Here is a 12,167-nt window from a genome sequence, read left to right as displayed (position 1 = left end):
GTCCGTCAAGATACTGTATCATTGAATCGACGTGTAGAAATACGGACACAAGATATTGTGTGGAATAAATGGAGTGGAAAGGAACGGAAAAGCAATGACACTCACCAAGATCAGGAAACGTGACGGTCGTTTGGCGGATTTCAACGAGGAAAAGATCGCTCAGGCCATCAATAAGGCCTTTCGAGCCACTTATAAGCCCAATAAGGAGGAGGTAGCCCAGCAGCTGGCCGACGAGGTGCTCTCCATTCTGGAAGTGGAGGGGGAGCGTCAGCCCGATGTGGAGCACATCCAGGACCTGGTGGAGCGGGTGCTGATGGACAACGGCTACGTGCAGACCGCCAAGGCCTACATCCTCTACCGGGAGGAGCGCAGCCGCGCCCGGGAGATGAACACCCGGCTGATGAAGACCTATGAGGACATCACCTTCTCCGCCGCCCGGGAATCCGACCTGAAGCGGGAGAACGCCAACATCGACGGCGATACCGCCATGGGCTCCATGCTGAAGTTCGGCTCCGAGGGCGCCAAGCAGTTCTATGACATGTTCGTCCTCAACCCCGACCATGCCCGGGCCCACCGGGAGGGTGATATCCACATCCACGACCTGGACTTCCTGACTCTGACCACCACCTGCTGCCAGATCGACATCAAGAAGCTGTTCGAGGGCGGCTTTTCCACCGGCCACGGCACGCTGCGGGAGCCCAACGACATCTCCTCCTATGCCGCTCTGTGCTGTATCGCCATCCAGTCCAACCAGAACGACCAGCACGGCGGCCAGAGCGTGGTGAACTTCGACTACGGCATGGCCGACGGCGTCCGCAAGACCTTTGTGCGGCTGTACCGGCAGAACCTGGCCCGTGCCCTCACCCTGCTGGAGGACCGGGAGGACCCGGAGCGTGAGCTGAAAGCCGTCATGGCGGACATCAAGGAAAAGACCGGCCTGGTCCCCACCCTGGAGGACTGGGACGCCTACGCCGCCGCCGAGCGGGAGGCACTGGAGGCTGAATTCGGGGACGTAACAAAGGCCCAGCAGTTCGCCCACCAGCGGGCGGAGAAGGAGACCGACCGTGCCACCTATCAGGCCATGGAGGCCCTGATCCACAACCTGAACACCATGCACTCCCGTGCCGGTGCCCAGACTCCCTTCTCCTCCATCAACTACGGCATGGATACCTCTCCCGAAGGCCGCATGGTGATGAAGAACGTGATGCTGGCCACCGAGGCCGGCCTGGGCGGCGGGGAGACCCCCATTTTCCCCATCCAGATCTTCCGGGTGAAGGACGGAGTGAACTACAATCCCGGGGAGCCCAACTACGACCTGTTCCAGCTGGCCATGCGGTGCTCCGCCAAGCGGCTGTTCCCCAACTTCTCCTTTATCGACGCCCCCTTCAATCTTCAGTACTACAAGCCCGGCCACCCCGAGACCGAGATTGCCTACATGGGCTGCCGCACCCGGGTCATCGGCAACGTGTACGATCCCAGCCGGGAGATCTGCAACGGCCGGGGCAACCTGAGCTTTACCACCATCAACCTGCCCCGGCTGGCCATCAAGGCCCGGGGAGATGTGGACGCCTTCTTTGAGTCCCTGGACCGGATGATGGATCTGTGCGTGGATCAGCTGCTGGAGCGGTTCGAGATCCAGTGCCGCAAACACGTGTATAACTACCCCTTCCTCATGGGCCAGGGCGTGTGGCTGGACAGCGAGAAGCTGGACTGGGAGGACGAGGTGCGGGAGGTGCTCAAGCACGGCACCCTGTCCGTGGGCTTCATCGGCCTGGCCGAGACCCTGAAGGCCCTTATCGGCGTCCACCACGGCGAGAGCGAGAAGGCCCGTGTTCTGGGCCTGGAGATCATCTCCCACATGCGGGCCCGGATGGACCAGGAGAGCGAAAAGCGGGGCCTCAACTTCTCCCTGCTGGCTACCCCCGCCGAGGGACTGTCCGGCCGGTTCGTCAAGCTGGACAAGGCCCGTTACGGCATCATGGAGGGCATCACCGACCGGGAGTACTACACCAACTCCTTCCACGTGCCGGTGTATTTCCCCATCTCCGCCTATGATAAGATCAAGATCGAGGCACCCTATCACGCCCTCACCAACGCCGGCCACATCAGCTATATCGAGATGGACGGCGACCCCACCGACAACCTGGAGGCCTTTGAGAAGGTCATCCGCTGCATGAAGGAGAGCGGCATCGGCTACGGCTCCGTGAACCACCCAGTGGACCGTGACCCGGTGTGCGGCTTCTCCGGCATCATCGGGGATCAGTGCCCCGGCTGCGGCCGCACCGAGGCCGACGGCGTGCCCTTTGAGCGCATCCGCCGCATCACCGGCTACCTGGTAGGCACCCTGGACCGGTTCAATAACGCCAAGCGGGCGGAGGAGCACGACCGGGTCAAGCACAGCGTGTAAGGGGATGACGGAAATGACAAATGGAATCATCCGCCTGAAGCGGGGGGAGGGCCGGTCCTTCAAGGCCGGCGGTCCCTGGATTTACGACAACGAGATCGGCGAGATCCTGGGCGACCCCGCCGACGGCGATATCGTCCGTATCGAGGACTATAACGGCTACCCCCTGGGAGTGGGCTTCCTCAACCGGGCCTCTACCATCGCGGTGCGGGTGCTCTCCCGGAAGGCGGACACCGTCATTGACGAGGCCTTTCTGGAATCCCGTGTCCGGGCCGCCTGGCAGTACCGGAAGGACACGGTGGATACCTCCTCCTGCCGCATTATCTTCGGGGAGGCCGACTTCCTGCCCGGCCTGGTGGTGGACAAGTTCTCCGATGTGCTGGTGGTGGAGTCCCTGGCTCTGGGCATCGACAAGCTGAAATCCACCATTCTCAAGCTGCTGGTGGATATTCTGGCGGAGGACGGTATTGCCATCCGGGGCATCTATGAGCGCAGCGACGCCAAGGTGCGCCTCAAGGAGGGCATGGAGCGGGTGAAGGGCTTTTTGTCCGAGCCCTTCGACCCCATGGTGGAGATCGTGGAAAACGGCGTCCGCTACCTGGTGGACGTGGCCGAGGGCCAGAAGACCGGCTTCTTCCTGGATCAGAAGTATAACCGCCTGGCCATCCAGCCTCTTGCCAGGGGCGGCCGGGTGCTGGACTGCTTCACCCACACCGGAGCCTTCGCCCTCAACGCCGGAAAGGGCGGGGCCAGAGAGGTGCTGGGTGTGGACGCCTCCCAGCTGGGCGTGGATCAGGCCACCCGCAACGCGGAACTCAACGGTATGAGCGATCGGGTGCGCTTCGAGTGCCACGACGTGTTTGAGCTGCTGCCCGAGCTGGAGCGGAAGGGCGAGAAATTCGACCTGGTGATCCTAGACCCGCCCGCCTTCACCAAGTCCCGTGCCTCTGTGAAAAAGGCGGTCACCGGCTACCGGGAGATCAACCTGCGGGGCCTCAAGCTGGTGAAAAACGGCGGCTACCTGGCTACCTGCTCCTGTTCCCACTTCATGACCCCGGAGCTGTTCACCAAGACCATCGGGGAGGCCGCACGGGACGCCCACCGCCGCCTGCGGCAGGTGGAGTACCGCACCCAGTCCCCCGACCATCCGGTGCTGTGGGGCGCCGACCAGTCCCTCTACCTGAAGTTCTATATCTTCCAGGTGGTGGACGACCAATAAACAAAACGGGCTGCTGCGGCAGCCCGTTTTTTCAGAAAGCAGGTTTTCAGCATGCGTATTGCCAATACTGTTTCAGATTCTATCGTAGACGGCCCCGGCCTGCGGTTCACCGTATTCACCCAGGGCTGTCCCCACCATTGCCCCGGCTGCCACAACCCGGAGACCCACGACCCGGCGGGAGGCCGGGAGGTGAGCGTGGAGGAATTATCGGCGCAGATGGTCAAAAATCCCCTCACCGACGGCCTCACCCTCTCCGGCGGCGATCCCTTCTGTCAGGCGACAGAGTGCGCCGCCCTGGCCCGGATCGCCCATGAAAAGGGCTTGAACGTGTGGACCTATACGGGGTATACTTATGAGAGATTGCTGGAGGGAGACCTGCCTGGTGCGCTGGAACTGCTGGAGCAGACCGACGTGCTGGTGGACGGCCCCTTCCTGCTGGCGGAGAAGTCCTATGAGGCCCTGTTCCGGGGCAGCGCCAACCAGCGGCTCATTGATGTGAAACAGAGCAAGGCCGCCGGGCATGTGGTGCTGTGGACCCGCCCCGATCCCCTGGCCCATTTCGTCCGGCCGGAGTCGTAACCAGCAGCAAAAGGAGGAACCCCCATGGGGAAACAGGCGAATCTTGAGGAATTCCGCGCCCGGTGGACCGGCCATGTGCCGGGCATCCAGGAGATGAAAGCCCAGTATGCGGTGCTGGTGCCTCTGGTGGAGCGGCCGGAGGGCCTGAGCCTGCTGTATGAGGTGCGGGCCGACACCCTGGGCCGCCAGCCCGGGGAGGTGTGCTTCCCCGGCGGGAAGATGGAGGCAGGGGAGAGCCCGGTGGACTGCGCCCTGCGGGAGACCTGGGAGGAGCTGAGCATCCCGCCAGAATCGGTGGAGGTGGTGGCTGCCCTGGACATGCTCACCCATCAGGGCGGCTTCGTCATGCACCCCATTCTGGGCATCGTGGACCCCAAGGCCGCCGTTGTCCCCAGTCCGGCGGAGGTGAAGGAGGCCTTTACCGTGCCGGTGGACTGGCTGCTGGCCCATCCTCCGGCGGTGTATACCTATGATCTGGTTCCCCAGGTGGGAGAGGACTTCCCTTACGAGCGGGTGGGCTTTCCCCAGGGCTACCGCTGGCGGGGCGGCAAGGTGACTGTGCCGGTGTACGACTGGCCGGAGCACCCCATCTGGGGTCTCACCGGCCGCATCACCCGCCGCCTGCTGGAGGACATGGGGTGAGGGCCCCGGAACAGCTGGGCCCCTACGTCTACCGCCAGTCGGACAGCTGCTTTCCCCTGGGGCAGGACAGCTTGCTGCTGGGGGCTTTTGCCACCGTGCGGAGGAGTGACCGGGTGTGGGACCTGGGCTGCGGGGCGGGGGCTCTGCTCCTGCTGCTGGCCGGGCGGGCATCCGACCTGACCCTCACCGGTGTGGAAATCTCCGCCGCCGACAGCCAGCTGGCCCGGGAAAATCTGTGGGAAAACGGGCTGAACGGGGAGATTTTCACCAAAGATGTGGAAAATATGGACCTCCCCGCCGGAGCGGCCTCCCTGGTGGTGTGCAACCCGCCCTATTTTAAAGCGGGGAGCGGCGCCTCCGGCGGGACCGCCCGGATGGGGGCGGGGCTGGAGTCCTGGTGCGCCGCCGCCGGGCGGCTGCTGAAAAACGGCGGCCGGTTCGCCCTGGTCCACCGGCCGGAGCGGCTGGCGGAGGTATTTGCCGCTATGAAGGCCGCCGGGGTGGAGCCCAAGCGGCTCCAGCTGGTGCAGCACGGGCCGGATACGCCGCCCTCAGCCGTGCTGGTGGAGGGCGTGCGGCAGGGCAGGCCGGGTCTGACGGTGCTGCCTGTACTTTTGATGAACCGGAGGAATTGACATGGCCGGAACCTTATATTTGGTACCTACCCCCATCGGAAATTTGGGGGATATTTCCCAGCGGATGGCGGATACCCTGGCGGAGGTGGACTTCATTGCCGCCGAGGACACCCGGGTGTCTCTGAAACTGCTCAACCACCTGGGCCTGAAAAAGCCCCTGATCTCCTACTACCGCCACAACACCGAGGCGGGAGGCCAGGCGGTGCTCAGCCGCCTGCTGGCAGGGGAGAACTGCGCCCTGGTCACCGATGCGGGCACCCCCGCCATCTCCGACCCCGGCGAGGACCTGGTGGCCCTGTGTGCTCAGAACGGGGTGGAGGTGGTGTCCATCCCCGGGCCCTGTGCTCTGGTCACCGCCCTGGCGGCCTCCGGCCTGCCCACCGGCCGGTTCACCTTTGAGGGCTTTCTGGCCATGAACAAGAAAAACCGCCGCGCCCACCTGGAGGAGCTGGCGGGAGAGCGGCGGACTATGATCTTCTATGAGGCACCCCACAAGCTGACGGCCACCCTGGACGATCTGACGGCCGCCTTTGGCCCCGACCGGCGGATCTCCCTGTGCCGGGAGCTGACCAAGCTCCACGAGGAGGTGCGCCGCACCACCCTGGGCGAGGCGGTAACCTGGTACGCCGAAAATCCACCCCGCGGGGAGTTCGTGCTGGTGGTGGAGGGCGCCCCCGAGACGGCGGCGGAGGAGCTTACCATGGAGGACGGACTGGCCCGGGTAGCCGCCCTGCGCTCTGCCGGCAGCTCCCTCCGGGACGCGGTGAAGCAGACCGCAAAAGAGACCGGTCTGCCCAAAAATGAGCTGTACGCCCTGGCCCTGGAGCAGGAGTGAGAGAAATTCCTGATTTAGCCAAAATATTACCATTGGTAATATAAACCTAGGTTAATTATTAAGAAATTTTGAACGATGTACGGAAAAACGTTAGGGCAAAAAACATAGAAAACCCCTTGCTTTTCTCGGAAAAGCAAGGGGTTTTTTGCAGAAAAAATTCGTTACTTCAGCTGCAGCTCCCGGATGCAGTTGGGGCAGACGTTCTTTCCCTTGAAGTTGATCACGTCTTTGGCGTCATCGCAGAAAATGCAGGCAGGCTGGTACTTTTTCAGTACAATAGAGGAGCCGTCCACATAGATCTCCAGGGAGTCCTTTTCCGCGATGTCCAGAGTGCGGCGCAGTTCGATGGGTAGCACGATCCGTCCCAGCTCATCTACCTTGCGCACAATACCGGTTGACTTCATACAATTGCTACTTCCTTTCCCTATTAGTTCCCATAATTTCCCTTCATTATCAAGAAACTGACATGATTATAACATATCGTATTCAGATGTCAATCTCATTCTGGAAATCTTAAGAAAACTTTATGTGAACTGGTAGGCATGTTTTGGTTGGACAGCCCGTATAAATGGGGGTGAGAAGGGAGTGGGGCGCGGATGGCGATGGCTGTGATCTGGACGGGAATGGTGGTGGTGTCCATCCTGTGTGCTCTGGCCCAGGGGAACGGACCCCAGGTAGCGGCCGCCGCCATGGAGGGCGCGGGCGCGGCAGTGGAGCTGTGCTTATCCATGGCGGGGGTGCTCTGCCTGTGGATGGGGGTCATGGAGGTGATGCGCCGGTCCGGCCTGGCGGAGGGTCTGTCCCGGCTGCTGCGGCCGGTGCTGAAGCGGCTGTACCCGGACTTTGCCAGGGACCGGGCGGTGATGGACAGTGTGTCGGCCAATGTGTCGGCCAACCTGCTGGGGCTGGGCAACGCCGCCACGCCCCTGGGCATGGAGGCGGCCCGGCTCATGAGCCGCCGCACGCCGGGGGTGGCCTCCGACAGCCTGTGCATGCTTGTGGTGTGCAACACCGCCTCCATCCAGCTCATTCCCACCACGGTGGCGGGAGTGCGGGTGGCGGCTGGGTGTGAGACCCCCTTTGATATCCTGCCGGCGGTGTGGCTGGCGTCTGCCCTGTCGGTGTGCGTGGGGATCCTGGCGGCCAAGCTGCTGGCCAGGCTGTGGAGGTAGGAGATGGACCTGTTTTTTACCATGCTGGTGCCCCTGATCCTGGCGGGGGTGGCCCTGTACGCCATGACACGGCGGGTGGATGTGTACGACGCCCTGCTCTGCGGGGCCAAGGACGGGCTGGGCGTGCTGCTGCGCATTGTGCCCGCTCTGGTGATCCTGCTGCCGGCGGTGTATATGCTCCGGGCCTCTGGGGCTCTGGAGCTGGCGGCGGAGGTGCTCAGCCCGGTGCTCAGCACCCTGGGCATCCCGCCGGAGACGGTGGGGCTGATGCTGGTGCGGCCGGTCAGCGGCTCGGCGGCCCTGGGTGTAGGGGCGGAGCTCATTTCCGCCTATGGGCCGGACTCCCTCATCGGCCGCACGGCGGCGGTGATGCTGGGCTCCACCGAGACCACCTTTTACACCATCGCGGTCTACTTCGGCGCGGCGGGGATCGTCAAGACCCGCTACGCCGTGCCGGCCGCCCTGTGCGCCGACCTGGCGGGCTTTCTGGCCACCGCCTGGGCGGTGCGGCTGCTGCTTCCTGTGTGAGACCCGGACCGGGCGGTCCGGGTCTTTTTGCTGCGAGGAACAAAAGACCGGGGACTGCGTATGATGAAATGTGCGGGACGGGACAGCGTGAGCCGTTCCCCGCACAGAGAGAGGGCGCTTACGATGAAGCGGTTGGGCACATGGTGGACTCACCTTTGCAAAACCATCTCTATGATCCGGCCGGCCGACCGGTGTCTGGTGCTCTTTATGGCGGTGCTGCTGGTCCAGTCTGCCTACAGCCTGTTTTCCGGCGGAAAGAGCGCCGGAGAGGGCGGGCACATCGATGTGATCGTCCGCACCGCGTCGGCCGCCATTTTCGGCTATTTTCTCAGCGCCAGGGAGGAGGGCACGCCGGAGCAGCGGCAGACCTGCCACTGCCTGCGGGCCGCGGCCGCGGCAGGCATCGGGCTGTTCTGCCTGGCCACTCTGCTGGTCCTGCGGAACCTGGCTCTGTGGGACGCCGGGTCGGCGGGCGGAGAGTCGGTCACCGCCACGGTGGCGCAGTTCCGGGACTTTATCTCGGGCTGTGTGGGTTTCCTGATCGGTGCGCCGCCGCCCAAGGAGCGCTGATTTATCACACTGAATCGGGAGGATCTTATGGCTGATATCAAGCAGGATCTGTTAGGCCTGGAATACAGTGCCGATTTTACCCTCCAGGGCATCCAGGAAGCGGACATCAATCTGAATCTGACCCCCGCCGCTCCGCCCACTGCTACCGTGATCGGTACCGTTACCGACGGCACCGACCCCATTCCCAACGCCACCGTCAAGCTGTTCGACAGCAAGGGCGTGCCCTATCAGCACACCATCACCGGCGCGTCCGGCCAGTATACCCTGAGCGACGTGGCGGCTGGCAGCTACACCATTTCTGCCGTGGCCGAGGGCTATCTCCTCAGCGCGCCGGTGGGCGTGGCGATGGCCGAAGGCGGCACCACGCAGGTCGATCTGACCTGTACCGCCGATCCCACCCTGGCCCTGGGCGCCATTGCCGGCGTGGTAAAGGTGACCGGTACCGGCACTCCGCTGGCGGGCGCCAAGGTGTCCCTGATCGACAGCAAGGATATTACGGTTGCCGCCACCTACACTGTGGCTGACGGCGAGTTCGTGTTCTATGATGTGGCGGACGGTATCTACACCATGCTGGTGTCTGCCGACGGCTATCTCACCGCCGGCCCCATCCTGGCCACTGTGGCGGGCGGCTCCATCGTCAACCTGACGGTGACCATGACCCAGGATATCCGCACCTATAACGGCACCGTCAGCGGCATTGTCCGGGATCAGACCGGCATTGCCGTCTCCGGCTGCTTTGTGGGTCTGTATCAGGTGACCGGTGAGGGGGAGCTCCAGACCGAGACTCTGGTGGCCACCACCAAGACCAACATCCAGGGCATGTATCTGTTCGGCGGTGTCAAGGACGGTCAGTATCTGGTCAAGGCCAAGCTGGAGCAGTAAGCTGGCTCCAGGCGGGAAAGCTCTTCTGCCTGTGTGAGGGAGGGGAGGCCGACCAGAACCTGTGCGCCTTTCCGCCCTGGCTGCGGTGCGGCGTTATGGTGACCGTGACGGGACACGCCGCCGCCCGGCAGGTGAGCCTGCGGCCCCGGTGGGGCTGCGGCTGCTGGAGCCGGGGTCCCCGGTGTATCCGCCGGATGTATTTCGGCTTCCTGCCGCCGGGAGAGTATGTGCTCACCCTGGTGGCACAGGGCCGCTGTCTGGAGCTGCTGGTCCGCCTGTCCCCGGGGACCAATGCGGAGATCCTGTGGCGGCCGGAGGACGGCAGCTGGCGCTGGCGGCGGGACCCCTTCCACTATTTCTTCAATCAGGCGTGAAAACGGGCCGCGGAATTCATTCCGCGGCCCGTTTTTCTTATTTGCGGGGCATATGCCCCTCCAGCCAGTGCAGCACGTCCTGGTAGACTTCCTCCCGGTTGATCTCGTTGAGCATCTCGTGGCGGCCCTCCGGGTAGAGCTTGACCGTTACGTCCTTCACGCCCACCTCTTTGAACCAGCCCGCCACCTTTCTGACCCCCTTGCCGGAGGCGCCCACCGGGTCCCTGTCCCCGGCGAAGAAGTACACCGGGGTGTCCGGGTCCATCTTTTGCAGATTCTCCTTTTTGGCCAGCAGCTGGAGCCCCACCATCATGTCGTGGAACATGCTGGCCGTGGGCAGGAAGCGGCACAGCGGGTCGGCGCAGTAGGCGTCCACCACCGCCTGGTCCCGGGAGATCCAGTCCGCCCCGGTGCGGTTGGGCTTGAACTGCCTGTTGTAGGCACCCACCGACAGGGTATTGAGCAGCTTGCTGTGGGCTCTGGGGCCGGAAAAACGGACGACCAGAGAGGACAGGACCCGCCCTGCCGCCACATTCAGAGGGGTTTCCTGGCCGGTGCCGGACAGGATGGCGCCGTCCACCGTACCCGGCCAGAAGATCAGGTAGCCCCGGGCCACGAAGGAGCCCATGGAGTGGCCCATGAGGAAATAGGGCAGGTCGGGATAGACCTCCTTGGCCCGCAGAAACAGGGCGTGGGTGTCCTTCAGCACATGCCGCCAGCCGTCCTTGTCGGCAAACCAGCCGTATTCTGTGGCGTCCCTGGCCGTGCCGCCGTGGCCCAGGTGGTCGTGACCCACCACCGCGAAGCCGTGCTCCGCCAGGAACCGGGCGAAGTGGTCGTACCGGCCCATGTGCTCCGAAATGCCGTGGACCAGCTGCACCACGCCGCGAGGCGTATCCTCCGGCCGCCACCACACGGCGGATACATCGTGGACACCGTCGCTGGAAGGGAAGGTGAAAACCTCTTTGGAAACCATGGAAATGCGCCTCCGTCTGTGGTAAAATAACTGAGATATATGGTTAGTGTATCATGTCCGTCAATAGAAAGGAAGATCACTATGAACGCTGTTGACCGATTTTTAAAGTATGTCACGTATGACACCCAGTCTGACGAGCATAGCGATACCACCCCTTCCACGGAAAAGCAGAAGGTTCTGGGCGCGGCTCTGGCGGAGGAGCTGAATCAGCTGGGTCTGTATAACGCCCATATGGACGAGTATGGCTATGTGTATGGCTGGCTGCCCGCTTCCGCCGGCTGCGAGGGCGTGCCCTGTGTGGGTCTGATCGCCCATATGGATACCGCGCCTTCCGCCCCCGGCGCCGGTGTAACGCCCCGGATCGTCCGGTATGAGGGGGGCGACCTGGTCCTCAACGAGGAGAAAAACATCGTGATGAAGGCCGCCGATTTTGAGAGCCTGGCCAAATATGTGGGTCAGGAGCTCATTGTCACCGACGGCACCACCCTGCTGGGCGCCGACGACAAGGCCGGCGTGGCGGAGATCGTGTCTGCCCTGGACCACCTCATTGCCCACCCGGAGATCCCCCACGGCCGCATCGCCGTCTGCTTTACCCCCGACGAGGAGGTGGGCAGCGGCGCCGACCACTTCGACGTGCCCGGCTTCGGCGCGGCGGTGGCCTACACCGTGGACGGCGGCGAGCTGGGTGAGCTGGAGTATGAGAACTTCAACGCCGCCAGTGCCGAGGTGGTCATCCGCGGTGTGAACATCCATCCTGGCTCCGCCAAGAACAAGATGAAAAACGCCCTGCTCATCGGCATGGAATTTGCCGGCATGCTGCCTCCCGCCGAAACGCCCGCCCACACCGAGGGCTATGAGGGCTTCTACCACCTGTGTGAGATGCACGGCGACGAGACCGAGGCAACCCTGTCCTATATCATCCGGGACCATGACATGACCAAATTCCTGGCCCGCAAGGCCTGCATGGGCCGGGTGAGCGACTACCTGAACGCCAAGTACGGCGCGGGCACCGTGGAGCTGACCCTGAAGGACAGCTACTATAACATGCGGGAGAAGATCGAGCCCCACATGTATCTCATCCACCGGGCCCGGGCGGCCATGGAGGCCGCCGGCATCACGCCGGTGGAGGTGCCCATCCGGGGCGGCACCGACGGCGCACGGCTCAGCTTCATGGGCCTGCCCTGTCCCAACCTGTGCACCGGCGGCGTGAACTTCCACGGCGTCCACGAGTATATCCCGGTGGAGGCGCTGGTGAAGATGACCCAGGTGCTGGTGAACCTGGTGCGCAATCAGTAAGAAAAGCAGAAGCGGGGGGGGGGGGGGGGGGGGGGGGGGGGGGGGGGGGGGGGGG

14 protein-coding genes are annotated in these 12,167 nt (G+C 63.6%); 12 read left to right on the top strand and 2 right to left on the bottom strand.

Features of this window, described 5'->3' with window-relative positions; genetic code table 11:
- Positions 1 to 94: 94 nt before the first annotated feature.
- Genes ACTNB1_RS05355 through rsmI form a run of 6 tightly spaced genes read left to right on the top strand, consistent with a single transcriptional unit; the run spans position 95 to position 6,314 of the window.
- Positions 95 to 2,407: an anaerobic ribonucleoside triphosphate reductase gene (locus ACTNB1_RS05355; RefSeq protein ID WP_441168231.1), complete on the top strand. Its 2,313-nt coding sequence runs from the start codon at positions 95 to 97 to the stop codon at positions 2,405 to 2,407.
- Between the two features lie 13 nt (positions 2,408 to 2,420).
- Entirely contained in the window at positions 2,421 to 3,623 is a 1,203-nt protein-coding gene (locus ACTNB1_RS05350) for a class I SAM-dependent rRNA methyltransferase (RefSeq protein WP_441168230.1), read from the top strand.
- A gap of 51 nt (positions 3,624 to 3,674) precedes the next feature.
- On the top strand, positions 3,675 to 4,202 hold the full coding sequence (gene nrdG / locus ACTNB1_RS05345; RefSeq protein ID WP_441168229.1) for an anaerobic ribonucleoside-triphosphate reductase activating protein: 528 nt from the start codon (positions 3,675 to 3,677) through the stop codon (positions 4,200 to 4,202).
- Positions 4,203 to 4,226: 24 nt separating this feature from the next.
- Positions 4,227 to 4,844 (top strand): NUDIX hydrolase, encoded by a 618-nt coding sequence (locus tag ACTNB1_RS05340; protein WP_441168228.1) that lies wholly within the window; start codon positions 4,227 to 4,229, stop codon positions 4,842 to 4,844.
- A complete protein-coding gene (locus ACTNB1_RS05335) occupies positions 4,841 to 5,479 on the top strand; it encodes a tRNA1(Val) (adenine(37)-N6)-methyltransferase (protein WP_441168227.1) in 639 nt (212 codons plus the stop codon). Before ACTNB1_RS05340 ends, ACTNB1_RS05335 begins: the two co-directional genes overlap by 4 nt.
- A gap of 1 nt (position 5,480) precedes the next feature.
- Positions 5,481 to 6,314 carry a 16S rRNA (cytidine(1402)-2'-O)-methyltransferase gene (rsmI, locus tag ACTNB1_RS05330; RefSeq protein ID WP_441168226.1) on the top strand — a complete coding sequence of 278 codons (834 nt, stop codon included), beginning with the start codon at positions 5,481 to 5,483 and terminating at the stop codon, positions 6,312 to 6,314.
- A 161-nt stretch (positions 6,315 to 6,475) separates the two neighbouring features.
- Here the strand turns inward: rsmI and ACTNB1_RS05325 are convergent, their stop codons facing one another.
- A complete protein-coding gene (locus tag ACTNB1_RS05325; protein WP_087343726.1) occupies positions 6,476 to 6,718 on the bottom strand; it encodes an AbrB/MazE/SpoVT family DNA-binding domain-containing protein in 243 nt (80 codons plus the stop codon).
- A 192-nt stretch (positions 6,719 to 6,910) separates the two neighbouring features.
- Between ACTNB1_RS05325 and ACTNB1_RS05320 the strand changes: the two genes are divergently transcribed.
- The 5 genes from ACTNB1_RS05320 (at position 6,911) to ACTNB1_RS05300 (ending at position 9,840) form a co-directional block, all read left to right on the top strand.
- Positions 6,911 to 7,486 (top strand): nucleoside recognition domain-containing protein, encoded by a 576-nt coding sequence (locus tag ACTNB1_RS05320; RefSeq protein ID WP_441168225.1) that lies wholly within the window; start codon positions 6,911 to 6,913, stop codon positions 7,484 to 7,486.
- Between the two features lie 3 nt (positions 7,487 to 7,489).
- Complete coding sequence (locus ACTNB1_RS05315; RefSeq protein WP_441168224.1) at positions 7,490 to 8,014, top strand: spore maturation protein; 525 nt, start codon at positions 7,490 to 7,492, stop codon at positions 8,012 to 8,014.
- 123 nt (positions 8,015 to 8,137) lie between these two features.
- Positions 8,138 to 8,584, top strand: a complete 447-nt coding sequence (locus ACTNB1_RS05310) for a hypothetical protein (protein ID WP_441168223.1) — start codon at positions 8,138 to 8,140, stop codon at positions 8,582 to 8,584.
- Positions 8,585 to 8,611: 27 nt separating this feature from the next.
- Positions 8,612 to 9,466 carry an MSCRAMM family protein gene (locus ACTNB1_RS05305; RefSeq protein WP_441168222.1) on the top strand — a complete coding sequence of 285 codons (855 nt, stop codon included), beginning with the start codon at positions 8,612 to 8,614 and terminating at the stop codon, positions 9,464 to 9,466.
- A gap of 95 nt (positions 9,467 to 9,561) precedes the next feature.
- Positions 9,562 to 9,840 carry a hypothetical protein gene (locus ACTNB1_RS05300; protein ID WP_441168221.1) on the top strand — a complete coding sequence of 93 codons (279 nt, stop codon included), beginning with the start codon at positions 9,562 to 9,564 and terminating at the stop codon, positions 9,838 to 9,840.
- Positions 9,841 to 9,877: 37 nt separating this feature from the next.
- Here the strand turns inward: ACTNB1_RS05300 and ACTNB1_RS05295 are convergent, their stop codons facing one another.
- Positions 9,878 to 10,816, bottom strand: a complete 939-nt coding sequence (locus ACTNB1_RS05295) for a lysophospholipase (protein ID WP_441168220.1) — start codon at positions 10,814 to 10,816, stop codon at positions 9,878 to 9,880.
- An 81-nt stretch (positions 10,817 to 10,897) separates the two neighbouring features.
- On the opposite strand from ACTNB1_RS05295, the gene pepT reads away from it, so the two are divergent.
- On the top strand, positions 10,898 to 12,112 hold the full coding sequence (pepT, locus tag ACTNB1_RS05290) for a peptidase T (protein ID WP_441168219.1): 1,215 nt from the start codon (positions 10,898 to 10,900) through the stop codon (positions 12,110 to 12,112).
- Positions 12,113 to 12,167 lie beyond the last annotated feature (55 nt).

Source organism: Flavonifractor sp. HCP28S3_F3 (genome assembly GCF_052065355.1).
Lineage (GTDB): Bacteria > Bacillota > Clostridia > Oscillospirales > Oscillospiraceae > Flavonifractor.
The sequence above is the reverse complement of the archived record's forward strand: the minus strand, read 5'-3'. Positions and strand labels throughout refer to the sequence as shown.

Bases quoted from the DNA above. Each gene is read 5' to 3' on its own strand.
- pepT (WP_441168219.1), top strand. From the start codon at position 10,898: ATGAACGCTGTTGACCGATTTTTAAAGTATGTCACGTATGACACCCAG.
- ACTNB1_RS05300 (WP_441168221.1), top strand. From the start codon at position 9,562: ATGGTGACCGTGACGGGACACGCCGCCGCCCGGCAGGTGAGCCTGCGG.
- ACTNB1_RS05305 (WP_441168222.1), top strand. From the start codon at position 8,612: ATGGCTGATATCAAGCAGGATCTGTTAGGCCTGGAATACAGTGCCGAT.
- ACTNB1_RS05310 (WP_441168223.1), top strand. From the start codon at position 8,138: ATGAAGCGGTTGGGCACATGGTGGACTCACCTTTGCAAAACCATCTCT.
- rsmI (WP_441168226.1), top strand. From the start codon at position 5,481: ATGGCCGGAACCTTATATTTGGTACCTACCCCCATCGGAAATTTGGGG.
- ACTNB1_RS05325 (WP_087343726.1), bottom strand. From the start codon at position 6,718: ATGAAGTCAACCGGTATTGTGCGCAAGGTAGATGAGCTGGGACGGATC.
- nrdG (WP_441168229.1), top strand. From the start codon at position 3,675: ATGCGTATTGCCAATACTGTTTCAGATTCTATCGTAGACGGCCCCGGC.
- ACTNB1_RS05315 (WP_441168224.1), top strand. From the start codon at position 7,490: ATGGACCTGTTTTTTACCATGCTGGTGCCCCTGATCCTGGCGGGGGTG.
- ACTNB1_RS05340 (WP_441168228.1), top strand. From the start codon at position 4,227: ATGGGGAAACAGGCGAATCTTGAGGAATTCCGCGCCCGGTGGACCGGC.
- ACTNB1_RS05320 (WP_441168225.1), top strand. From the start codon at position 6,911: ATGGCGATGGCTGTGATCTGGACGGGAATGGTGGTGGTGTCCATCCTG.
- ACTNB1_RS05355 (WP_441168231.1), top strand. From the start codon at position 95: ATGACACTCACCAAGATCAGGAAACGTGACGGTCGTTTGGCGGATTTC.
- ACTNB1_RS05350 (WP_441168230.1), top strand. From the start codon at position 2,421: ATGACAAATGGAATCATCCGCCTGAAGCGGGGGGAGGGCCGGTCCTTC.
- ACTNB1_RS05295 (WP_441168220.1), bottom strand. From the start codon at position 10,816: ATGGTTTCCAAAGAGGTTTTCACCTTCCCTTCCAGCGACGGTGTCCAC.